This is a genomic window from Enterococcus sp. DIV0187, assembly GCF_051713785.1.
GTDB classification, from domain to species: Bacteria; Bacillota; Bacilli; order Lactobacillales; family Enterococcaceae; genus Enterococcus_A; species Enterococcus_A avium.
Genome location: NZ_JBIOQO010000001.1, coordinates 269,170 through 291,604, shown reverse-complemented (window position 1 = coordinate 291,604; position 22,435 = coordinate 269,170). Strand labels below are relative to the sequence as shown.

At 38.1% G+C, this 22,435-nt stretch carries 26 protein-coding genes; 8 read left to right on the top strand and 18 right to left on the bottom strand.

Translation table 11 applies throughout. From position 1 onward, the window contains the following. Positions 1-73: 73 nt before the first annotated feature. Positions 74-589 (bottom strand): dihydrofolate reductase family protein, encoded by a 516-nt coding sequence (locus tag IGI52_RS01480; RefSeq protein WP_438780205.1) that lies wholly within the window; start codon positions 587-589, stop codon positions 74-76. Positions 590-656: 67 nt separating this feature from the next. After that, complete coding sequence (locus tag IGI52_RS01475; RefSeq protein WP_438780204.1) at positions 657-1,238, bottom strand: DNA-3-methyladenine glycosylase I; 582 nt, start codon at positions 1,236-1,238, stop codon at positions 657-659. Positions 1,239-1,373: 135 nt separating this feature from the next. Between IGI52_RS01475 and IGI52_RS01470 the strand changes: the two genes are divergently transcribed. From IGI52_RS01470 to IGI52_RS01455, 4 genes are read left to right on the top strand one after another with little or no spacing between them, the layout of a single operon-like run. After that, positions 1,374-1,751 (top strand): GntR family transcriptional regulator, encoded by a 378-nt coding sequence (locus IGI52_RS01470; RefSeq protein WP_438780203.1) that lies wholly within the window; start codon positions 1,374-1,376, stop codon positions 1,749-1,751. A 5-nt stretch (positions 1,752-1,756) separates the two neighbouring features. Further along, positions 1,757-2,641: an ATP-binding cassette domain-containing protein gene (locus IGI52_RS01465; protein WP_438780202.1), complete on the top strand. Its 885-nt coding sequence runs from the start codon at positions 1,757-1,759 to the stop codon at positions 2,639-2,641. After that, positions 2,638-3,849, top strand: a complete 1,212-nt coding sequence (locus tag IGI52_RS01460) for an ABC transporter permease (protein ID WP_438780201.1) — start codon at positions 2,638-2,640, stop codon at positions 3,847-3,849. The genes IGI52_RS01465 and IGI52_RS01460 overlap by 4 nt, the downstream gene beginning before the upstream one ends. A 5-nt stretch (positions 3,850-3,854) precedes the next feature. After that, complete coding sequence (locus tag IGI52_RS01455; RefSeq protein ID WP_438780200.1) at positions 3,855-4,475, top strand: VanZ family protein; 621 nt, start codon at positions 3,855-3,857, stop codon at positions 4,473-4,475. Between the two features lie 109 nt (positions 4,476-4,584). Here the strand turns inward: IGI52_RS01455 and ffh are convergent, their stop codons facing one another. The 3 genes from ffh to IGI52_RS01440 are packed head-to-tail and all read right to left on the bottom strand — an operon-like array spanning position 4,585 to position 6,815. Next, positions 4,585-6,000 (bottom strand): signal recognition particle protein, encoded by a 1,416-nt coding sequence (gene ffh, locus IGI52_RS01450; protein ID WP_144324996.1) that lies wholly within the window; start codon positions 5,998-6,000, stop codon positions 4,585-4,587. Positions 6,001-6,015: 15 nt separating this feature from the next. Next, a complete protein-coding gene (locus IGI52_RS01445; RefSeq protein ID WP_016180731.1) occupies positions 6,016-6,354 on the bottom strand; it encodes a putative DNA-binding protein in 339 nt (112 codons plus the stop codon). Then, the gene (locus IGI52_RS01440) at positions 6,354-6,815 is read right to left on the bottom strand and encodes a DUF523 domain-containing protein (protein ID WP_438780199.1); all 462 of its coding nucleotides are present in this window, start codon (positions 6,813-6,815) and stop codon (positions 6,354-6,356) included. Before IGI52_RS01440 ends, IGI52_RS01445 begins: the two co-directional genes overlap by 1 nt. 118 nt (positions 6,816-6,933) lie before the next feature. On the opposite strand from IGI52_RS01440, the gene IGI52_RS01435 reads away from it, so the two are divergent. Then, positions 6,934-7,629, top strand: a complete 696-nt coding sequence (locus tag IGI52_RS01435) for a response regulator transcription factor (protein ID WP_016180729.1) — start codon at positions 6,934-6,936, stop codon at positions 7,627-7,629. Next, complete coding sequence (locus tag IGI52_RS01430; RefSeq protein WP_438780198.1) at positions 7,626-9,362, top strand: ATP-binding protein; 1,737 nt, start codon at positions 7,626-7,628, stop codon at positions 9,360-9,362. Before IGI52_RS01435 ends, IGI52_RS01430 begins: the two co-directional genes overlap by 4 nt. Before the next feature lie 76 nt (positions 9,363-9,438). Here the strand turns inward: IGI52_RS01430 and IGI52_RS01425 are convergent, their stop codons facing one another. Next, complete coding sequence (locus IGI52_RS01425; RefSeq protein ID WP_034876272.1) at positions 9,439-10,311, bottom strand: phosphate ABC transporter substrate-binding protein PstS family protein; 873 nt, start codon at positions 10,309-10,311, stop codon at positions 9,439-9,441. Positions 10,312-10,557: 246 nt separating this feature from the next. Here IGI52_RS01425 and IGI52_RS01420 point away from each other — a divergent pair, with 246 nt between their 5' ends. Next, positions 10,558-10,758: a hypothetical protein gene (locus tag IGI52_RS01420; RefSeq protein WP_270267839.1), complete on the top strand. Its 201-nt coding sequence runs from the start codon at positions 10,558-10,560 to the stop codon at positions 10,756-10,758. A gap of 54 nt (positions 10,759-10,812) precedes the next feature. Here IGI52_RS01420 and IGI52_RS01415 read toward each other — a convergent pair whose 3' ends face one another. After that, positions 10,813-11,979, bottom strand: coding sequence for a pyridoxal phosphate-dependent aminotransferase (locus IGI52_RS01415; protein WP_438780197.1), 1,167 nt, complete (start codon positions 11,977-11,979; stop codon positions 10,813-10,815). Positions 11,980-12,322: 343 nt separating this feature from the next. Between IGI52_RS01415 and IGI52_RS01410 the strand changes: the two genes are divergently transcribed. Next, complete coding sequence (locus IGI52_RS01410; RefSeq protein WP_127978820.1) at positions 12,323-12,706, top strand: hypothetical protein; 384 nt, start codon at positions 12,323-12,325, stop codon at positions 12,704-12,706. A gap of 41 nt (positions 12,707-12,747) precedes the next feature. Here IGI52_RS01410 and IGI52_RS01405 read toward each other — a convergent pair whose 3' ends face one another. The 11 genes from IGI52_RS01405 to rbfA all read right to left on the bottom strand — a co-directional run bounded on the left by IGI52_RS01405 (position 12,748) and on the right by rbfA (position 22,395). Next, positions 12,748-13,656, bottom strand: coding sequence for a helix-turn-helix domain-containing protein (locus IGI52_RS01405; protein ID WP_438780196.1), 909 nt, complete (start codon positions 13,654-13,656; stop codon positions 12,748-12,750). Between the two features lie 107 nt (positions 13,657-13,763). After that, positions 13,764-13,949, bottom strand: coding sequence for a DUF6440 family protein (locus IGI52_RS01400; RefSeq protein WP_438780195.1), 186 nt, complete (start codon positions 13,947-13,949; stop codon positions 13,764-13,766). 291 nt (positions 13,950-14,240) lie between these two features. Beyond that, on the bottom strand, positions 14,241-15,083 hold the full coding sequence (locus IGI52_RS01395) for a MerR family transcriptional regulator (RefSeq protein WP_102872659.1): 843 nt from the start codon (positions 15,081-15,083) through the stop codon (positions 14,241-14,243). A gap of 22 nt (positions 15,084-15,105) precedes the next feature. Beyond that, on the bottom strand, positions 15,106-15,846 hold the full coding sequence (locus tag IGI52_RS01390) for an ABC transporter permease (RefSeq protein ID WP_438780194.1): 741 nt from the start codon (positions 15,844-15,846) through the stop codon (positions 15,106-15,108). Then, the gene (locus IGI52_RS01385; RefSeq protein ID WP_438780193.1) at positions 15,839-16,561 is read right to left on the bottom strand and encodes an ABC transporter ATP-binding protein; all 723 of its coding nucleotides are present in this window, start codon (positions 16,559-16,561) and stop codon (positions 15,839-15,841) included. Before IGI52_RS01385 ends, IGI52_RS01390 begins: the two co-directional genes overlap by 8 nt. A 70-nt stretch (positions 16,562-16,631) precedes the next feature. Continuing rightward, positions 16,632-17,030 carry a GNAT family N-acetyltransferase gene (locus IGI52_RS01380; protein ID WP_438780192.1) on the bottom strand — a complete coding sequence of 133 codons (399 nt, stop codon included), beginning with the start codon at positions 17,028-17,030 and terminating at the stop codon, positions 16,632-16,634. Between the two features lie 152 nt (positions 17,031-17,182). After that, complete coding sequence (ribF, locus tag IGI52_RS01375) at positions 17,183-18,127, bottom strand: riboflavin biosynthesis protein RibF (protein WP_102872657.1); 945 nt, start codon at positions 18,125-18,127, stop codon at positions 17,183-17,185. A 344-nt stretch (positions 18,128-18,471) separates the two neighbouring features. Next, the gene (gene truB / locus IGI52_RS01370) at positions 18,472-19,413 is read right to left on the bottom strand and encodes a tRNA pseudouridine(55) synthase TruB (RefSeq protein WP_438782207.1); all 942 of its coding nucleotides are present in this window, start codon (positions 19,411-19,413) and stop codon (positions 18,472-18,474) included. A 135-nt stretch (positions 19,414-19,548) separates the two neighbouring features. Continuing rightward, on the bottom strand, positions 19,549-21,630 hold the full coding sequence (locus tag IGI52_RS01365; protein ID WP_438780191.1) for a cation:proton antiporter: 2,082 nt from the start codon (positions 21,628-21,630) through the stop codon (positions 19,549-19,551). 4 nt (positions 21,631-21,634) lie between these two features. Beyond that, complete coding sequence (locus tag IGI52_RS01360; protein ID WP_438780190.1) at positions 21,635-21,925, bottom strand: hypothetical protein; 291 nt, start codon at positions 21,923-21,925, stop codon at positions 21,635-21,637. 122 nt (positions 21,926-22,047) lie between these two features. Then, the gene (gene rbfA / locus IGI52_RS01355; protein ID WP_016180713.1) at positions 22,048-22,395 is read right to left on the bottom strand and encodes a 30S ribosome-binding factor RbfA; all 348 of its coding nucleotides are present in this window, start codon (positions 22,393-22,395) and stop codon (positions 22,048-22,050) included. Positions 22,396-22,435: the final 40 nt, after the last annotated feature.

The following is a 22,435-nucleotide window of genomic DNA, read 5'->3' as shown; positions in this document are numbered from 1 at the left end:
GTCTAACTTTTGGGGGTCGGTTCAATTGGAAAGGAATAGGAGCGTTCGTTTTTATTTTATAAAGAAATTTCGATCAAACTTGCTTTAAATGTAGCTGTGCAAACTGACCGAACTGTTCTGTTTCGATCAACTTTAGTTTTTGTTGGTTGGTTTGTGGCAAGAAGAGCGGAACGCCCTCGCCTAGCAGTATTGGTACGATTTGAATCCACCATTCCTCAATTAAGCCTGCTTCAATCACTGGCTGCAACAAGGCACCGCCGCCAACAACCCAAATCGTTTTCTCTGATGGTAGATTTTGAATAAACGTTATAGGATCTTCATTAACCACTTGAAGATTGTCATCAACGTCTAAATCCGTGTGACTAAAGACAAAGTTTTCCTTCTCTGGATAAATCGTTTCTAACGCCGCATCTCGCTTCACGACTTCATAGGTTCTTCGCCCCATCATCGTATAATCAATCAGCTGATAAAAAGCTTCGTACGGAACAAGCTCCCCGCCTTCTTGCTGATATAACCAGTCTAAATTATCATCCTTGTCCGCTAAATACCCATCTAAACTCATTGCTCCGTAAAATACTGCGTGTGCCATCTAATCCCACCTCTTTCTTCTATTCATTTTATCAAGTGGCAAGACCAATTCAACTTTATTGCCTATCTTAGTCGTTTTGCTTCATCCCAGTGTTCAGCTCTTCATATCGGAAACATGCCGTCTCATGATCGTTTACAATTCCAACTGCCTGTAAAAATGCATAAATCGTTGTACTGCCGACAAATTTAAAGCCGCGTTTCTTTAAATCTTTGGCAATTCGGTCAGACAACTCTGTTCTCGCCGGTACTTCTGAAGCATTTTTTATCTTATTATCTACCACTTGATGGTCGGTAAAGCCCCATAAATAATCAGAAAAGCTGACTCCCTCAGCTTGCATCGCTAGTATCTTTTGCGCATTGTTGATCGCCGCTTCGATTTTTCGACGATTGCGAATAATTCCTGCATCCTGCATTAGCGATTCGATCTTTGCTTCATCAAATTCTGCAACCTTTTTAATCTCAAAATGTTCATAGGCGTTGTCAAAATTATCCATTTTATTTAAAATCGTTTGCCAGCTTAATCCAGCTTGGTTCATATCCAAAACTAACTTTCGAAAAAGACGTTGATCATCGTATTCTGGCGTTCCCCATACCATATCATGATACACCTGCATATTTTCATTATTTCCTGACCATTGACACCGATACATCCGCATCACTCCTATTTTCAAATTTAAAAAACGAACATACGCTCCCCTTTAGTATACCAGAAAATGAAAAAAAGTCATTGCCTAACTAAAGTGTACTATGTATACTAGTACACGTAGATACATGGAGGTGAGTGTATGGTTCATATTGATAAAAACAGCAGCCGTGCTTATTACGAGCAATTAGTATTAGGAATCAAAGAAAACATCTTACATGGTATTTTACAGCCCGGAGATAAAATCCCATCTGTCAGAGAAATGGCGAAGCAGCTATTAATGAACCCGAACACCATCAGCAAAGCCTATAAGGTATTGGAAACGGAAAAAGTTTTAGTCACAGTCAAAGGCAAAGGCACCTTTGTACGAGGGATTGAAGAGACACCTAGAGATGAAATCCGTGTCCAAGAATTGAAAGACACTCTGAATGAGTTAGTCATCGAAGCGCGACATTTGCAGATTACCCAAGAAGAATTATTGACTTGGATTGAAGAATCAGAAAAAAACTTGGGAGGTTAACCCCTATGAGGATTAAAAATTTAACTAAAACGATTGAGGGTCAGTCCATTCTTAAAAGTATCGACTTTCAATTATTTGATAATGAAATCGTTGGTTTAGTTGGGCGAAACGGCTCTGGAAAAACGACTCTATTTCGTGTAATTGCTAGTCACTACCTCCCTGATAATGGAGAGATACTCATTAATCAAAAATCGGTTTACCAACATCCCGAAGTAAAACAGGAAATTTTTTTTATTGACGAAAAAGAAAACTTTTTACAGACCTACTCCCTGAATAAAATTGCGAAATTCTATCAGTTCGCCTATCCCAGATTCGACCAGCCATTATTTAAGGATTTGATCAAACAGCATGAATTTTCATTAAATAAACACTACCGTCAGCTATCAAAAGGACAACAGGGCTTATTCCAAATGATCTTAGCTGTCTGCTCCAATGCACGATACCTGTTGCTAGATGAACCTTTTGACGGATTGGATATCATTATAAAAAAGGAAATGATTGGATTGTTGATGGAACATTTAAGTGAACATTCACGTACAGCTTTAATTTCCTCACATAATTTACTAGAACTTGAAAGTCTAATTGATCGCGTACTACTGCTAAAAAATCAAACGATCATTAAAGACTATCGACTGGAAAAAATGCGAGAACAGGCCAAGAAGCTCCAGCTTGTCTTTAAAACAAAAAAAGTTCCGGCAGTAGTAAAGACAAACTCTAAACTGCTGGACTTTCAAGGTCGTGTCGTTACTGTTATCTTCGAAAATTTTTCAGCAGAACTTGAACAAGCAATAAAATATTATGACCCTCTGGTTTACGAAGAATTGCCCTTGTCTTTAGAAGATCTCTTCGAAGCAAATCTAACTTCACATCGAAAGGGGATGAGGAAATGATTCGTTCCATTTTTGTTGAACGCTATAAAAAGGCTTTAATTGCCGCTTGTTTGCTAGTAATTGGCTTGAGTGTTTGTACCGCTCTTGTACAAAATAATCAGTGGAAAAATTTATATAACAATCCTCCCTCTCGAATTGATTTTGAGTCGAATCGAAACGAGTATACGTATTATGATGAAGGCGAAATGGATTTTGTTCCATACAAATCCTATAAAGAGTATTACGATGCTACACTACTTTTTTATAATGTCTATTCTGGATACTCAGACTTTAGCATCAAAACGATGTCAAAAGCTGAAAACTATTCTAATAAGATTCCATACAGTTCAAGTGTAGGACAGTTCTATATCGGCCTTTCTTTATTACTAATTGTTCCTTTATTGGGTTTTTTACTCTTTTTTATTGACCAAAAAACAGGCTTCAATCAATTTCTCTTTTCTTTGCCGCTTTCGCGGAAAGACTTTTTTAAGAGCAAAATTATCTATGTGGCTATTCCTTTTCTACTCTCGATATTAGTTGGTCAATCACTCTATGCTTGTTTAATTCACACCCTTATCCCAGCACCTTATATGAATGCAACCTTGGGACAATTATTTATTTCCGTTCTAAGTAATTTCTGTTTGTTGCTAATAATGTTTTGTTCTAGCGCTTTTATTGGAGCAATGGTAGGAAATATAATTTTTGGACCACTAACTTGGATTGTTTATTGGTGTCTGATGATTCTACTTCCAAAGGCTGTTTATTCTTTAGGAAACATCATCTATACAGCGAATACTATCAACCATAAATCATTTTCTGAAACTTTGTTTGTTTTCTCAGTTGGAAAAATGGGAGGGCATTGGTGGATCAACTTGATTTTTATTATTAGTAGTATTCTTCTATTATTCTGGTGCTATAAAAAATATCAAACTCTTTCACTAGAAAATGATACGAACTATTTACTATACAAGAAAGCACGCTGGCCAATATGGATGATCATGACTGTCTTTACTTCGTTCATTCTTAATATGACCTTTTTCAATTCATGGATGTTTTTTCTGAGCAAAAGAATTTACGAACAGACAGATATTTCCATCGTCAAACCAGTCTTAACAACTTTTTCGGTCACTCTAATTGTCGCCTGTATCTGTGGCATAATCGTATTCTTCGCTGATATAACGAAGAACTTATCTAGGTTTTTTAACAAATTAACCCATCAAACGAGGTGAATCTTTTGAGTGCTTTAGACATTTTATTTCCAATTTATCGTATTGGCTGTGTTTTTCTTCCTTGTTTCATCTATCAATATTTTTCGCTAAGGAAAAAACAAGAAAGAATTGCTGTTTTCTCAATGCTTTGGCGTTTTATTTTCTTATTTTATCTCTATCTGGTGATTGACGTGACCGGTGTCGGTACGTTGGAAGACCTTTTAAGTTATCCAGAATTGATTCGCCCCGAGGAAATTAATCTGGTTCCCTTTCAATCAGGCGTTGGTCTGTTGAATCTTTTGAATATCATTATGTTTACACCGTTAGGCTTTTTATTGCCGTTAGTTTGGAAACAGAGTCGCAAACCTGTGGTGTCAGTTTTGCTGGGTTTCCAATTTTCATTGATGATCGAATTGCTCCAATTGTTCAATCGTCGAGCAACTGATATTGATGATTTATTAATGAATACGTTAGGTGCATTTGTCGGTTTCCTAATTTGGCTGCTTTATCGCAAATTAATCAATAAAACTCCGAAAGAGATCCAGTCTTTTTCGCAAAGAGAACCACAGATTTATCTCATTTTGAGTCTTGCCGGCGTCTTTTTCCTGTATCATTGGCGTTTCTTTTTAGAGCTAGCTTATTTTTAACTCAGAAAAATTGATTTTCTCTATTATGGAATAAAATCCACAAAATAGCGTCTATCTCAAAAACGAGATAGACGCTGTTTTACATCGTATTTCTAACAAATTTCTTCTATTATTTACGCTTCTTTTTTCTCTTCTTGTTTTTCTTGACCATCCGGTTCATCGCCATCTTACCCATTTTGCCTTTGATACCATTGCCAAACATTTGATCCATCCCAGCAGGCATGCTGCCTTTACTCATTTGCTGCATCATTTTCCGAGATTCTTTGAATTGCTTAATCATGCGATTGACTTCGACAACTGAGTTTCCTGAACCAGCAGCGATCCGCCGACGACGGCTAGGATTTAATAAGTCTGGGTTTTCACGTTCAGCAGGGGTCATAGAGTAAACCATCGCTTTTTTACGTTCAACATCCTTTGGATCAACTTTGACATTTTCTATCCCTGGCATTTGACTCATCCCTGGAATCATCTTCAGTAAATCTTCGATTGGTCCCATGCCCATCACTTGGTCTAGCTGCTCAATAAAATCATTGAAATCAAAGCTGTTTTCCTTCATCTTGCGAGCAAGTTCTTCAGCTTTCTTTTCATCGTAATCCTGCTGGGCTTTTTCGATCAAAGTCAGCATGTCACCCATACCTAGGATTCGGCTAGACATCCGATCCGGATGGAAGACTTCTAAGTCCGTTAGTTTTTCACCTGAACCGATGAACTTGATCGGTGCTCCCGTCACAGCACGGATCGACAGTGCCGCACCACCACGAGTGTCTCCATCTAATTTGGTGATAACGACCCCAGTGATTCCTAATTGTTCATTGAAGCTTTGCGCCACGTTAACCGCATCTTGCCCAGTCATTGCATCAACGACTAATAGAATTTCATTTGGTTGAGCGATTTCTTTGATTTGTTTCAACTCATCCATTAATGCTTCATCAATATGTAGACGACCAGCCGTATCAATTAGAACATAATCATTTTTATTTTCGCGGGCCTTTTCCATCCCTTGACGGACGATTTCAACAGGACTGACATCAGTACCCATATCAAAGACTGGTACGTCTAATTGTTGGCCTAATACTTTTAATTGGTCGATAGCCGCTGGACGGTAAATGTCTCCTGCGATCATTAGAGGACGCGCTTTTTCATTTTTAATCAATTGGTTGGCAAGCTTTCCAGCAAAGGTTGTTTTACCTGCCCCTTGCAAACCTGCCATCATGATTACTGTCGGAATTTTTGGTGATTTCTCAATTCCAACCGCTTCTGATCCCAATGTTTTGGTTAATTCTTCATCAACAATCTTCACGATTTGTTGTGCGGGAGTTAAGCTCTCTAAAACTTCTACGCCCAAAGCACGTGTGCGCACTTCTTTGGTGAATTGCTTTACAACCTGTAAGTTAACATCGGCCTCTAATAAAGCAAGACGAATTTCTCGCATCATTTCAGTAACGTCAGCTTCTGTAACCTTTCCTTTTTTACGTAGTTTCCCCATCGCAGCCTGCAGACGCTGCGTCAAATTTTCAAATGCCATTGCTTATTTTCCTTTCTATTCATCTAAATCTTGTAAGCCGGTAATTGTTTCGGCTAAAAACTCATCCTTGGGATAATGCTCCGTCACATATAACGCCAACTTATCCAGTTGTTCTTCTCTTACGATGTAATCAGAAAACAAATGGAGCTTGCGCTCGTAATCCTCTAAGATTTTTTCTGTTCTTTTGATATTATCATAAACCGCCTGACGACTCACCTGATATTCCTCGGCAATCTCTCCTAGAGAAAAATCATCGGCGTAATACAACTCCATATAATTCATTTGCTTCTCAGTTAATAGCGTCGCGTAAAATTCAAACAACGCATTCATGCGATTCGTTTTTTCGATCTCCATTACGTTATCCTCATTTCTTGCCAGTTTTCTTCAGAATAAACAGGTAAGCCTTGTCGGATAAAATACGCGGTTGCCACACCCATTCCTTTGATCCGAGTTCCAGAAAAGCTGCCATCATAGATCAAGCTGCTGCCACAAGATGGGCTTCTCTCCTTTAAAACTAGGCCCGTAATCTTTAGCTTTTGTATTTCTTCAAAGGCCTTGATTGCTCCTTGTTTAAATTCCTCTGTCAAATCATTGCCCTCTTTATCTAGAACTTTTGCTAGGCCTTCCCACACAGCGAAACCATCACCGCCCTGTATCTCAGCAGGATGTCTAGGTGTCGGTAAACCGCCTAAAACCTCTGGACAAATCATGATTGCCTGATTCTTCTCAACTAGCTTTTTCAGCTCTGTAACTTCATTTGATCCACCATCATAACGACAAGCTACGCCGCCCAAACAAGCACTGATCCCTAGCATTGTTATTTCTCCCAACAAATTAATAGAAAATAGGTGACAAAACTGCCTTCCCATTATACCATTTATTCAGGTATGGAAATAGTCTTTCACAAATGTTCTTATAAAAAAGGAGACACATATGAAACGTGTATTAGTTGTAGACGATGAGATTTCAATCGTAAAGTTATTGAGCTTTAATTTAGAAAAAGAGGGCTACACTGTCACCACTGCTGAAGATGGAAAAGAAGGCTACGAATTAGCCTTAAATGAAAAATTTGATTTCATTATTTTGGATGTAATGCTGCCGTCAATGGACGGTCTGGAGATTGCAAAAAAACTGCGTCAGGAAAAAGTCGATACCCCGATTTTAATGTTGACCGCTAAGGATGATGCCATTGATCGCATCCTAGGCTTAGAGATCGGCGCTGATGACTATCTGACCAAGCCCTTTTCTCCAAGAGAAGTCCTAGCCCGCATGAAGGCAATCTTTCGTCGTGTAGAGCCGCGCCAAGAACCTGTTGAACATGAGTTTTTAACTGCTGGCGATATTAAAGCGGATTTATCAAATTATCAGGTCACAGTACGAGACAAAAAAATTGAACTGACACCAAAAGAGTTTGAACTTCTAGTCTATTTCATGAAACGTAAAGAACGTGTGATTGATCGCGATACCTTACTTGATCGCATCTGGCAATATGATTTTTCTGGTCAAAGTAGAATTGTCGACGTTCATGTATCACACCTGCGGGAAAAAATCGAGATAGATCCTAAACATCCACAATATCTACAAACCGTTCGCGGCTTTGGCTATAAGTTTCAGGTGCCAGCACAATGAAACGCAAACACTTAGATTATCTTGTCCCTTTATTGCTTATTTGTTTGCTCTTTCTCGGCAGCTGGAAATTAGCCAACCATTTTTATACAAAAGAATTGTTAGAGCAGCAAGAGGAGTTTTTGAGTAGTAATGGTGAACTAATGATCCATCGATTGGATCTTGCTCAACTTGATTCTAACGAGAATAAAAAGGCGATAGAGAGTTTTTCTAAAGAGGCCAATGATCGGATCACTCTGTTAGATGCTAAGGGGAAAATTATTTTTGACAGCTCCGAACCGCAGCTTTCTGGTAGCCGGGAAAATCGACCAGAAGTAAAAATTGTTTTAAACAGTAATATTGTTGGTTCTTCCGTTCGATACAGTGCTACCTTAAAAACTGAATTGCTCTATACTGCTCAACCCATTAGGTCTGGCGATAAAACAGTTGGTATTTTAAGAGTAGCAAAAAGAACCTCCGCCTTTCAGCCGAAAACACGTAACTTCCAGCGAACGATTTTTGTTATCTTACTGCTATTTTATACATTTATCTATTTAATTATTTGCTACTTGACCTATCAACGGAATCGACCAATCGAAACCGTTCTCCCAGTTTTACAGCGGATGTTGAAAGAACCAGAGAAAAGCAATTACGTGATGCAGGATTCGCCGCAATGGCAGGAGCTCTACGTTACTGTGAATCAGATTAGTGAACAGCTAAATGCAACCTATGCTGCCTACACATCGACAGAAGAACAATTCTCCACACTTTTCCATGAACTGACGATTGGTGTCTTCATCATTGATACTGATGGGCGCTTTATCATGATTAATCCGGCTATGGAAGAGCTACTGCAATTCGGCGGGATTAGTCAACAATATTATTGGCAGGTGATTGAGGATCATAAGTTCATCCAATTGATCCAACAGGTATTAATCGATAAAAATCAAGTCCATCAGGAAATCTCGACTAAACTACCAAGCGCGATGAATTTGGATATTCGTTTACGCTATATTGAAAATGAAGTCGAGGGCGATCAAATTATGGGAACCGTCTACGACTTGACACATGTTCGTCGTTTAGAAAAAATTCAAAAGGATTTTGTCGGTAACGTCTCCCACGAATTGAAAACACCGGTAACTTCATTGTTGGGATTTGCCGAAACACTCTTGGACGGAGCGAAAGATGATCCCGAGCTGACCGCAGAATTTTTGACAATCATGCAAAATGATGCCAAACGATTGCAGCGACTGATTCAGGATATCATCGAATTATCAAAGGATAGCGATGATCTAGCAGAAGATCGGCAAACGATTGAGCTAAATTATTTTTTGCACCAACAAATTGAGTTGTATCAGCATCTACTAAGGGAAAAACAGATCACTGTTTCAATCGAGGGCATAGAAAATTGTTTTTACCAGACACGTTTGACTTTCTTTCAACCGATCATAAAGAATCTTTTTGAAAATGCAATTCAATATTCTCCCGAAAAAAGTCAAATTGAAATAGCCTATCATCTAACCGATCAATTAGAAATAACCGTAACAGATCATGGCATCGGTATTTCAAAGGAAGATCAAAAACGAATTTTTGAACGTTTTTACCGTGTAGACAAAGCCCGCGCTCGTCATTCTGGCGGAACCGGATTAGGTCTTGCAATTGTTAAAGAATACAGCGAGATCCTCGGCGGTGAAGTCAAGGTCGAAAGTCACCCTCGCTTAGGCTCCACCTTTACAATTAGATTGCCAAACAAATAATTGACAAATAAAGTAACCCCGCTAGTGTTTTCATGATGAAAACACTAGCGGGGTTCGACTTTTTTCTTTTTAGTTATTATTTCACTGTTCCATCAGCAGCGCGTTCAACCTTCATTGAAGTAATTGGCAGATAACCTAATTCCTTCACCGGTCCATTTTGCACATCATCGCTAACCATGTATTCTAAGAAATCGGCTAACGCTTTTTCCGGTTTGCCATTTGTATACATGTGTTCATAAGACCAGATCGGCCATTTGTTGGTCGTAATGTTTTTATCGTTTGCTGTAACGCCGTCTAATTGTAGCGCTTGTAAACTATCATCAACATACGATAACGCAAGGTAGCTAATTGATCCTGGAGTCTCCGCTACAATTTTTTTCACTGTTCCTGATGAATCTTGCTCTTGTGACTGAATTGGCTCTTTTCCATCTAAGCCCCATTTCTCAAAAGTCGCACGGGTTCCACTGCCAGAAGCACGGTTAACCACCTGAATAGCTTCATCCTTGCCTCCCAGTTCTTTCCAGTTTTTGATTTTTCCGGTAAAAATATCGATTAGTTGTTGTTTAGTAATATCTTTTACACCAACATCTTTATTAACCACTGGAACAAAACCAACGACTGCTACTTTATGATCAACTAACTTGCTGGCATCTACGCCATCTTTTTCTTCAGCAAAAACATCGGAATTTCCAATTTCAACCGAGCCGCTCTCAACTTGACTTAAGCCCGTGCCGCTACCGCCACCTTGCACAGAGATTTGGACATTTGGATGATCCTGTGTGTAGCTTTCTTGCGCCGCATCAACTAGCGGTTGTAGAGCTGTTGAACCTACTGCTGTAATTTTTGCGGTGTCCTCTTTCGCTGATCCTGAATCCTTTGTTGCGTTTCCGGTACCGCACCCTGCTAAGAGAATTCCTGAAAATGCTAATGCTAAAATAATTTTCTTCATCATGTACACTCCTCAATTTAGATAGTAAACAGTTTTTATAAGGGAAGCGACAGTATGCTTTTGCCGTGTCTCTTATTTTTAGTACACCGTTACTTTACCAATGGAACGTAAATATCTGATTGAAGCTATGTAAACGATTCGTAAAGAACTGTAAATATTGAGTAAAGACAAAAATGCTTACTTTTAATTAGTTTTGGTGTACAATACTTTTGTAATGAAAAGTATAATCGAGAGAAGCGAACCAACATGTTAGTGATTACTTATGCAATAAACAACTCAGAAAAAGAAATAACTTATCCTGGTACCGACGATTTTGTTGCGGCACAACTAAAAGAGGTGCCTGATCTGCCTGATTTTTATCATGTTGTAAAAGCGACTGTTGATAGCAACGAGATTGCTTTGAAGGACAAAACGATCAGCGGTCTATTCAACTATCTAAACAAGTAAGTAGTATTCGGCAAAAAGAAACGATCAAACCTAAAAAGATTTGATCGTTTCTTTTTATTTTCCTAGGTAGGTTGACAAACGGTTCATGGCTTCAACCAAACTCTCCATTGAAGCAGCATAACTAATCCGAACATAACCTTCACCTTCAGGTCCGAAGGCAATTCCTGGGATAATTGCTAATTGATTTTTTTCAGCTAAATCAATACAAAAAGCCATTGAATCTTGCTCATATTCAGCTGGAATCTTCGCAAAAATGTAGAAGGCTCCTGACGGACGTGCTACCTCAAATCCCAGTTTCGTCATTGCTTGATAGACATAATCCCGACGTTCTCGGTATTCTTCCCGCATGACCTCTGCATCAGAAATCCCCTGAACTAATGCCCGAACCGCGGCCTTTTGCGAGATCGTTGAAGCCGCTGTAACTAAATACTGATGAACTTTAATTATTTGTTCTACCAATTCTGCTGGAGCAAAAATAAATCCGATTCGCCAGCCTGTCATCGCATGAGATTTTGATAACCCATTGATGACGATTGTTTGTTCGCGTAAATATTTTCCAAATGAAACATGCTTCGTTTCATAATTTAATTCACTATAAATTTCATCACTGATCACAAAAATTGGGTACTTTTTTAATGTTTCACTTAAAGCAGATACTTCTGCTTCATTATAAGCAACGCCTGTAGGATTTGATGGCGATGTAATGATGATTGCTTTCACCTTATCACCGTGTTCTTCCATTGCCTGATCGATTTGTTCCGGCGTTAAAACAAAACCTGTTTCCCGCGTATCAATATAAACAGGTTCAGCACCTGCTAATAAGATTAATGGCTCATAGCCTGGATAAGTCGGAGCCGGAAGCAATACCTTATCACCAGCCTCCAAAATTGATAATAAACTTGCCGACAACGCTTCCGTTGCCCCTACTGTCACCAAAACTTCAGTTGTAGGTTGATAATTGACCGTATATTTTTCAGATAAAAATCGACTCGCTGCTTCTCGAACATCAATTAGACCCGACATGCCAGTATAATGACTAAAATTATCTTTAATCGCCTGTTGCCCTGCTTCTTTCACGTGTTCAGGGGTATTAAAATCCGGCTCTCCTAACGTCAACTTCAACATATTAGGAATTCCAGAGACTTTTTCATCAAATTGACGAATCAATGAGACGGCGATTTCATAGACATTTTTGTTAAATCGATCTTGCAATTTATTCATATAACCCCTCCATTTCTAATCATATTATCACAAAAGCTCAGATAGTAAAGGAAAAATATCGGCTCCATGCTAGTGATTTGAAAAGAATCGTCATTCTTACATGATTTATTTCAATACTTACACTCCCTTTTTAGAAGTTTACTAATTTAATGTCTCTTTCTTTTTTAGAATCGTAAAAACCATTTTAAAATAAAAAAATTTAGCTCTAAATAACTTATGATTTATTGATAACAGTATAAAAGAACTTTCATTATCCATAGTATTTTACTGTTTTGTGTTGAATTGACCATTTAACAATCATAAAATAACCATACAATAAATGATTGTCGAGGTGATCCCTACAATGAGTAAGAAAACAATCATGCGTGTACCCTTTGTTTTCTATTTAATTCCCTATGTTCATCTATCTTTAGCAGTTGATTACTTGTTTGATTCAATCATAGGGATTTTTCTATTCCTGCTCCTTACCATACTGATTGGCTTTTATGCAAAAATTACTAAGCAGTTATCCTTATTGGTTTTTGGTAATCTCGTCAATATCATATTGAGCTGCTCATTAATTATTTTTAAGAGTCCTTTAGTCAGCCTATATCATTCCACTTCGCCTTTTGTAGCGGCAATCCCATTGATCGTTCTCTTTTTGATGACACAATTAACTGGTATTTTTTGGGGCTATGTCCTTCACAAAGAAATGTCGATTTCAATCAGTAAAGAAAAGAAGAATTAAAAAGCTTCGGATCAGTATGAATGATCCGAAGCTTTTTTGTATCAACTTACTTCTAAGTCTTTGGTTGGTTTAATCCATATTTCGATCTTTGGCTCATCTGTTACATTTACATATTTTTGCACTAGAAAAGGAGCCATATTCTCCATTTCTATTCCATGCCTTTTGAGCCAAGTCCCAAAGAAATAGTCGTTTGCCTTGTACAATGCATCTTCTACCAGATACTTGAAGTTTTCCGCTTCAAACGTGCAAACATAGTAGATTCCAGGGTTCATTTGATAGTGATTATAATTCGTCAAGGTTCGAGCATCCGATAATCCACCTACAAAATATTGGACTTTTCCAGGAGTGGTATCACTCGTAAAGCAGTCAATCTGTACCCCATTCTCAATTAAATTAGGAATCGCTTCTTGTTTCTCATGAAATTCATCCCATAACTCAATCAATACATTGACTCCTACTTTGTTCATTTCACGCGACTCGACTTGTCTGGAAAATCCAGTATAGTATTCGGTTTTTGCCAGTTCTCGCCTGTTTACTTCAAGAACTAGATCGTCCACCACTAACGGCACCCCTTCATCCACCACCGTATAATAAATCGATAGATCCGGCTTTAAAAAATCCGTCAATAATAGATCATTTTTACGATAAGTCTCCGGCGTAACACCATATATTTCTTTGAAAGCTTTTGTAAATGTCTCATGACTATTAAAACCGAATTCACAAGCTATGTCAGCGATCCGTTTATCGGTCTTCAACAACGATTTAGCATTTGCTACTCTTCTCGCTTTGATATACTCATTAACTGTTTTTCCAACCAAACGGTTAAATAATTTTTGAAAATAGTATACCGATAGATAAGATACCTTTGCTAATTCTTCGATCGATAGCTCTTCCTTGATATTTTCTTCCACATAATCCACTGACTTTTGAATAGCATCCCAAGCATGCAACTAACTCACTCCTTATTTAAATAAATCTGATTTTCATGCCGCCATCATCTTTATAAGAAAATAGTAGCATATCTTTTAGATGCAGGCTTGTTCGCTAGTGCTGTCTGCTATTTATCTAACTCTTCAATCGGTGTGATCACTGGTTTGCCATCTTTATCTAACAACGGTGTCAATCCCCCAGCGTAGCCTACTTTATTGAACATATAATTCACACCCGTCTTTCGATCAACAAAAACCATGATCGCATCCAATTTTCCTTGAGAATAAACCCTTACAAACCGATCCTTTGTCATTACAATTCCTTCTTTCTGTTTTTTTGTAGAACGTTTTCATGAAACTAAATTTAGCGTAACACAACCAATTTATCTGGACAATTGCTAATATTCATTATTCATCAAAAAATGTGAAAAAATCACTATAAAAGATGGTTAAATGAACTTATTTTTGCTTTAATTAATGAATTAATTAACCTTCACGAACCATTCTTGCTAAACCTTAAACTGTCATAATCAACGAAATCAATCAAAAAAGTTCCAAACTCAGAATATGAGTTTAGAACTTTTTAGTCTATAATCTGAGAGAAATTATTGCAACGATTTCTCAGATTTTTTTACAGGTATTTGAATTTCCGTCAGCCAATCATCTTCACTATCTTTATTCCACATACCATCGATATAACTTTCTCGAATAGAACCAATAATCTCATAATCATTATCCTCAACAAATTTAATCGCTGCTGCGAATGCTCTAGGAATATTTTCATAAGGACCTTTGTGCATTGTACAGACTGCTTGAGGCACTTCATCCATCCTCTTAAATTTTAATTCATCCGTTTCTTCTTTCATTTCAACTACGGATTCACAGACTTCAATATCAATGTTCTCTTCTTTATATCCAGCATCATGATAAATATTGAAGCAGTATTCAGGCAATGCACAGACACAACCAGCCTTCTCCATCTGTGAGCCCATCTCAGGAATCATTGATGAAAGAGCTTCAAAGCTGGGAATAATTTTCCTCATTGATGCAACGATGACTTCTGGTAATCGTTTAATCACCATATGATAATTATCATCCTCTTGCTGCAAATACCCTTCAATCTGAGAAAGCATCGACATTCGATCAGAAATTTCCTTCATCAGCTGCTGCTTTTTTCTTTGTAATATCCGCTGCTCACTTTCGCCATCTTGTACACGTTTAATTTCTTCTATACTATAGCCAATTCTTCGTAATGCGAGCAAACGATGCAGCGGTTCTAATTGACTCGAACTATAGTAGCGGTAGCCGTTATCAGGATCGATAAAACGGGGGCGAAGCAGCCCCACTTCATCGTAATAGCGTAGTGCTTTGATTGTAACCTGATTCATTTTAGAGAACATACCAATGCGGTATAATTTTTCTTCAACTTTTTCACATTCGTGATCCACTTCTTTTCCCCCTAATTTCTGGCTATTCCCAGCGAAAGAATTTCGCTGCTAAACCGAATCCCACAATCGAAATTACACTCAACAATATTATGACAAATTGTGGATTTCCAACTGGCTGATTTAGACTGACGCTTTTTAACAATTGAACACCTTGGGTTAAAGGAAGCACGCTGGCTACTTTCTGCATCCCTCTTGGAAAAATTTCAAAAGGAATCACTGCGCCAGATAAAAAGAGCATCGGAAAATAAACCAGACTGCACACAAGGTTTGCGATCTTCATATTTTTACATAGACTTGCGATCAATAATCCCAAACTGTACATAGCAATCATAACTAAAAAATAACTAGCAATCAATAAGAGCCAATTGCCTTGCATTCGATAATCAAGAAAGACGATGGCTGCCAATGCAACGATTCCTGCCGAAATAATCGCCGTTGTCATAGCTACCAACACCTGAGTTGCAATTAAATGTCCAGGTGAAGCGGGTGTCACGAAAAAGTGCTTCAATATTTTCTTGTCGCGATAATCACAAATTGTCAATGGAATTCCCATAAATGCAGTGGCGCAAATGCCAACGACTAAAAGCGAGCTAAAACTGCTGTCTAAAAAAGTATAGGATGTATTTCCCGCCTGCTTATTTCCAGCAATCATGGTCGTCAATAGCAAGACACCTAGAGGCATCCCAATCCCGAATAAAATCCCATCAATAGAACGAATCGCTAATTTTCCTTCAACCTTTGCCAAATTGATTACCTTATTCATCTTCGTCCTCCCCTACAAACCAAAGATATGCGTCTTCTAAATTCCTCTGAGAACTCTCCGCCAATAATTCTGGAATACTTCCTTCAACGACAATACTGCCATTCTTAATGAGGCAAATACGATCACACAGAATTTCAGCCTCTTCCATATAATGCGTCGTCAAAAAGATCGTTAAGTTGGTCTTTTTCAATTTTAGCAAAGTCTGCCAAACCGTTCTGCGTGCCTCCGTATCTAATCCAGTCGTTAACTCGTCCAAGAAAATAACCTCTGGATCAGGAATCAAGGCTAACACGATCGAAAGCTTTTGTTTTTCTCCGCCTGAAAGCTTCTCAACAGGTTGCTTTTCAAACTTCTCTAATTTAAACAATCTCAACAACTCACGGTAATCTCTAGGTTTTTGATATAAACTAGCCAATTCTCGACATAGCTCATTCACGCGAATATTATTTTGATAGCTGGAAGATTGCAGCTGAACTCCAACTTTTTCGAAAACTTCTCGTCTTCGCTTACGTGGATCTAGTCCTAAAATTTTTGCTGATCCATAATCAGGTCGTTTAATCCCCAACAGTGTTTCAATAGTAGTTGTTTTCCCCGCTCCATTTGGTCCCAATAAACCAAAAACTTCACCCTTATTGATGGTGAAGGAGAGTTGGTTGACGATTTTCCTACCTTTGATTTCTTTAGTTAATTGATCAGCTGTAATAGCTACACTCACGATGATCCTCTCCTTTCATTAACAGAATACTGTCTCCTGTTAAGGGAGAGTCAACAGCTTTTTCATACTTTTATTGCGGTCTCACTATGAAAATCGTTCCCTCTTTTTGATAACCTTGCTTTTCGTAATAGGGATCAACATCGCTCATAACATATACCGTTTGTTCAGGGAAATCTTTGCAGGCTTGCTCCATTAAAAAGCGACCATAGCTCTTTCCACGACAATCAGCATCTACTAATAAATCATAAACATATACGCCAAAACCATCATCGTCTCTGCAACGAACATACCCACAAATCTTTTCTTTCTCAAAAAGTAAATAAGTTATTGACGTCAATAAAGCTCGCGCGTATTTTTTCTTCCCCTCACCATTACAATAATCTGTCCAATCAGACTCCTTTTCCATCATTTTAAATAGATCCTCTGCATCCTCCTCTTGATAAGGGCGAATATACCAAGAATTTTCCATCAAAAAAACTCCTTTTTATTTTATACTAACAAATAACCATCAAAATACTAGAATTTACACAATTTAATAGATTGCTATTCTCTAATAAAAAAACGTTAACTACAAATAGTGGGGACAAAAAAAGGACACTCATTTTTGAATGTCCTACTTACTTAACCCTTAAAATATTCTCTGGTAGCCTTTTCGTCTATCTCAAGCTGCTGAATCAATCCTTCAACGGATTCAAAAGCTACTTGTCCCCGCAACATATGATACCAACGTACCTTAACTTTTTCACCATAAATTTCTTCATTAAAGTCTAAAATATTGATCTCAACTGTCAACATACGATTGGTTCCAAAAGTATCATTATGACCTATCGAGCCCATCGCTGGATACCATTGATCGCCAATTTGAATTTCATTGACATAAACGCCTTCTTTTGGCAATTTCATATCATCGGGTACTTGGATGTTTGCTGTCGGATAACCAAGTTTTCGCCCCCGTGCTTCGCCATGAATCACCGTTCCGCTAATCTCATAAATATAGCCAAGTAAATGATTGGCCTCGTCTAGACGACCCTCAGACAATAACCGGCGAATTCGCGAAGAACTAATTTTTTCAGTCTCGTGTTCTTCTGTTTTTTTAGCAACAATTACTACCTCAAAGCGCTCTTTCGCATAGTTAGGTAAGTTTTCAGCATCAGCCGTTTGGTCTTTTCCAAAATTGTAATCAAAACCTGAGACTGCCACTTTTGCATGTAGCCCTACGATGTATTGATCGACAAACTCTTGAGGACTTAACGCAGCGAACGAAGATGTGAAGGCTACCTCGTATAACAAATCAACACCTAGCTCGGACATCCGTTCTTCTTTCTGCTTCAAAGTCGAAAGATATTGAATCGGCTTGCTTTGTACTTGCTGAAAAACAATCGCTGGATGCTGATTGAATGTCATCACAGCTAATTTTAAATTTTTTTCTTTCGCAATTTTTTTACCAGTATTGATGACTTCTTGATGACCGCGATGAACACCATCAAAAAATCCTAACACCAACACACAATCCCCAGCAGGAATTTCCTCTGATTTATATGGATGCCGTAATTTAACAATTTCCATTTAGTGTGCCTCCTAATTCATATTATTGTATTTATTTTTCTTGAAGAAAAATAAGTCTGATTTTCATGCCGTATATCATCCAACTATACATACATTTTTCCTAGTCATAATCAGATTGGGTTTTTCCTCTTTAATCACTGCCAAAAGTTGGACTGACATCCTAATTCATATTATTGTATTTATTTTTCTTGAAGAAAAATAAGTCTGATTTTCATGCCGTATATCATCCAACTATACATACATTTTTCCTAATCGTAATCAGATTGGGCTTTTCCTCTTTAATCACTGCCAAAAGTTGGACTGACATCCTAATTCATAGTAATGTATTTATTTTTCTTCAGCTACTAAGCGTGAGGAACTTGAGCAATCTCGTTTCGAATTACTTTGCTTGGTTTCAAAAGCCAGTTTTTTTCTGAGTGTTGTCCGTAAAGACTAACTAGTTGTCCTTGATAAAAAAATGCGATCAGATCAGCTGGCATCTTTTTGATTCCAAAAGATTTCATAGATAGAACTTGTCCATTTTTCACCTTTTGCCAATCAGCATCTGTTAAGTCAATTCGCGGAAATTCCTTCATTGCCTCTTCAATCGGTTGCAATGCTTGATTGATCTGACCTTTTTCCATCAATTCGCTAACTTGCGACAATGTGACTGCCTGTCCCACTGAAAAACCGCCGCTGGATAAACGAGTCAGATCGGACATATGAGCAGGATAGTCTAGCTTCGCCCCAAGATCAACAGCCAAGGTCCGAACATAAGTCCCTTTCCCGCAAGTAACTTGAAATCGCCAACTCTGAGTTTTTGCTTCTTCATTATAAATCGGAGCAGTCGTACGTTTAAAACTCTCAATCTCCGCTTCCCGTTCAGGGCGATCTACCGTTTCACCAGCACGCGCATACTCATACAATCTTTTCCCGTTGACTTTAACTGCTGAATACATTGGCGGTATCTGCTTGATTTTCCCGATAAATGCAGCCATTACTCGATCAATTTCAGCTTCAGTTAAAGGGCGGTCTACTGCTTTTTTCTCTACTATTTCACCACTGCGATCTTCTGTAGTTGTAGAAAAGCCCAACGTAATCTCACCTTCATAAATTTTCCCACTATCTTGTAAATATTCGATCACCTTAGTTCCCTTACCAATGCAGATAGGTAATACACCATCGACGTCAGGATCTAAAGTTCCCCCATGACCAACCTTTTTTGTTTGTAAAATTTTTCGTAATTTAAAGACACAGTCATGACTTGTCATGCCGCGCTCTTTCCATAACGGCAAGATACCGTCCATCGCTGTTTCCTCATTTCTATTTATAATCAACGCTCCCATTATAGCATAGCTAAACTAAGAAATAACCAGCCAACTCTCTGAAGATATTTACCTGATCTTTTATTAATGCCAAAGAAAAAACCGCCAAGTTGACGGTTAATATTTCTTTTCTTTTGCTTTTTTCTTTTGTCGTTGTCGACTGATCACAAATGAGATACTTGGTTCTGATCGCTGTTGCATCGCGTAAGACTCTAATTGATTAACTTGATCACGATAACTATTTGCTGAAAAATTGGTGATATCTTCGCTTACTTCATATTTATCAATAATCTTTCTCTCTAAATAAAATCCGCGTATCAATTCTTTCGCATAAAGTGGATCTTGCTGAATCAAATAAGTACCAAATAAACCATGTCCACTGACCTGATTCATCAAATTTTTTCGTTCATCCACAAAGAAATCAATCAAGTCTTCATCATAAACATCCCGTAGATTTTCCAAACTATCCAAAATAGCTTCACTATTGCGAATAAAGATTTTTCTAAGAGTTGAAATATCTTCGTTATCAACCGTCTCTTTACGCTTTTGCCGACGTTCCCAAAACATTTTTGGATGCATGACAATACGAATAATCCGCCGTACAAAAATTAACCAAAAGCTAAGCAATGACAGCATCTGTTTTGTCACTGACTCAGACACATTTGAAATGAAACGAGAATACAACCGATACGCACCTGAATTGATCTGATGTCTTCTAAAACTTTCATCTAATCCATCTCGTTCAACTGAAATAATCAACGCTTGGATTTCTTGAAATTCTTGTTGCGCACTTTCCGGCATCGAATTATTGAAGAGCGTTTGGATTCTTCCTTGATAATTTGCGATCACCGCAAGCAGTGCAAAGCGTTCTTTTTCATTCAATTTTTTATTATCCAAATCTTCGTAAAGCTCGCTAATTACTTCCCGTAAAATTAACATTCGTTTAGGATCAGTTGGCGGTACCACTTCACCTTCAGATAAGATTGGTAATAAAATCATTCCGATAATCAATGTTAGAAAGGTCACACAGGCGGTGATAAACAGCAGTAAAGATCTCTCAGGAAACTCCAATCCATTGATTGTTGTTGGCAAAATAAAAATAGTTGCGATACTAACTGTTCCTTTGACACCACCAAAGGTTAACAGCAAGCGGTCTCTCAGCTGTTCATGATTTTTCTTCCAGCCTTGAGTCACAATGTAATAACCGCTAACGAATAAAAAGCGTAAAACAAATAGTAAGGCTGTCAATAATAATACAATCCCTAACAAATGCACATTGGAATAATTTCGACTATTCCACACAGGAGAAAAAACTTGAGAAAGTTCAATTCCCAAAAAAATGAAAACCAATGCATTCAACATAAAGCTAATCGTACTCCACGAGCTTTCAGTTACATTGGAAAGCTGTGCCTCAAATAGATTTACACGACGGAAGCCAGTGGCCTGCAATACACCCGTCACAACCGCTGCGATAATTCCTGACGCATGAAACAATTCAGCAATAAAATAAGCGACGAATGGAAGTATTAATTCAATCAGCAGATACGCCGACACATCTTGTGCAGAGATTCGCTCAATAATTTTTATGACTTCATTTTTGACCCAAATGATCACTAGACCAACCAGTACACCTACAACGCTTGATTCGAGCAAGGATATCGAAGCATCAGCTGCCGAAAATTGTCCGGTTAGCAATGCGGCTACGGCAAACTGAAAGGCTGTAACACCTGTTGCATCGTTGATTAATCCTTCCCCTTCTAAAACGTGCATGACCGATTCAGGAATATTTAAGCGCTTTGCTAACGAACTAACTGCTACTGCATCGGTTGGTCCCAAGGAAGCCCCAAAAGCCAAACAAGCAGCCAATGGAATCGCTGGCAAAATACTATGCAGAACAAATCCCAATCCAAATAATGTAAAGATGACGCCGCCAAAAGCCAGCAGCAATATTAAGCCAAAATGCTTCAAAATTGAAGGGATATCAGCAGTTTCCCCTTCACGAAACAAAAGCGGGGCAATAATCATTACGAGAAATACCTCTGGTTCGAAATTGATCGAGCTACCAACTTCGGTAAGTCCGAGGATAATGCCGAGGATAATCTGGATCATAAAAATCGGGAAAGACGGGAAAACTTTTACTAAAACATTCGACAAGGTAATGGCAATGGCTAAAATGATGATAATCTCAATTAGGCCCATTCACTCACCTCTTGGAACAATTTTCTTTTGCCTTAAATAATAATTTTAAGAACTCTCTTTTCTTATTAATAATCCGATCTTCCAATTCGGACATTTCTTGTGATTCGCCATCTAATGAAAGCTGCGCACGCTTGGTTTCCATACGCAACAAATCATGTTTCATCCGCTCTAATTTACGAGAGGTTAAAACATTAATTCTTTTTATTTTTTGTTTAACGGCTTTGCGTTCTTCTGGACTTAAGTTTTCAAATTCCTTATGGAGTTCCTTCATCCGTTCTTCAAATTCCGTGGTCATTCTAGACTCTGCCTCCTTGAAAATATCCAGCAAAAGGATTATTTACAAACTGCATACACTTTAACAGGATTTACTCAATAATGCAAAAAAGAACCTGAAAAAAATCTCAGGTTCTAACAAATTTATTCTTTATTTAAGTCGCGGATCATTTGATCAATCTTAGAGCCATATTCAACTGATTCATCCAATTCAAAAAACAATTCTGGTGTCTTGTAGATTGACAAAGCATGGCCTAGTTCGCGCCGAACCAATCCCCGTGCTTTGTTCAAACCTTCTTGTGCCTTTTCTTTATCTGATGCTTTATCAGATAACAAACTGTAATAAATCGTCGCTTGTTGCAAGTCTCCAGTCACGTGAACATCCGTAATGTTCACGTCTTGAACTCGTGGATCACGAACTTTTTTTCGTAAGATGTCATTGACTTCCTTCAAAATTTCTTGAGCCAGACGACGGTCACGATAATTTGGCATAACGACTGCCTCCTTCTATTTCCACTAACTAAAATTTTAA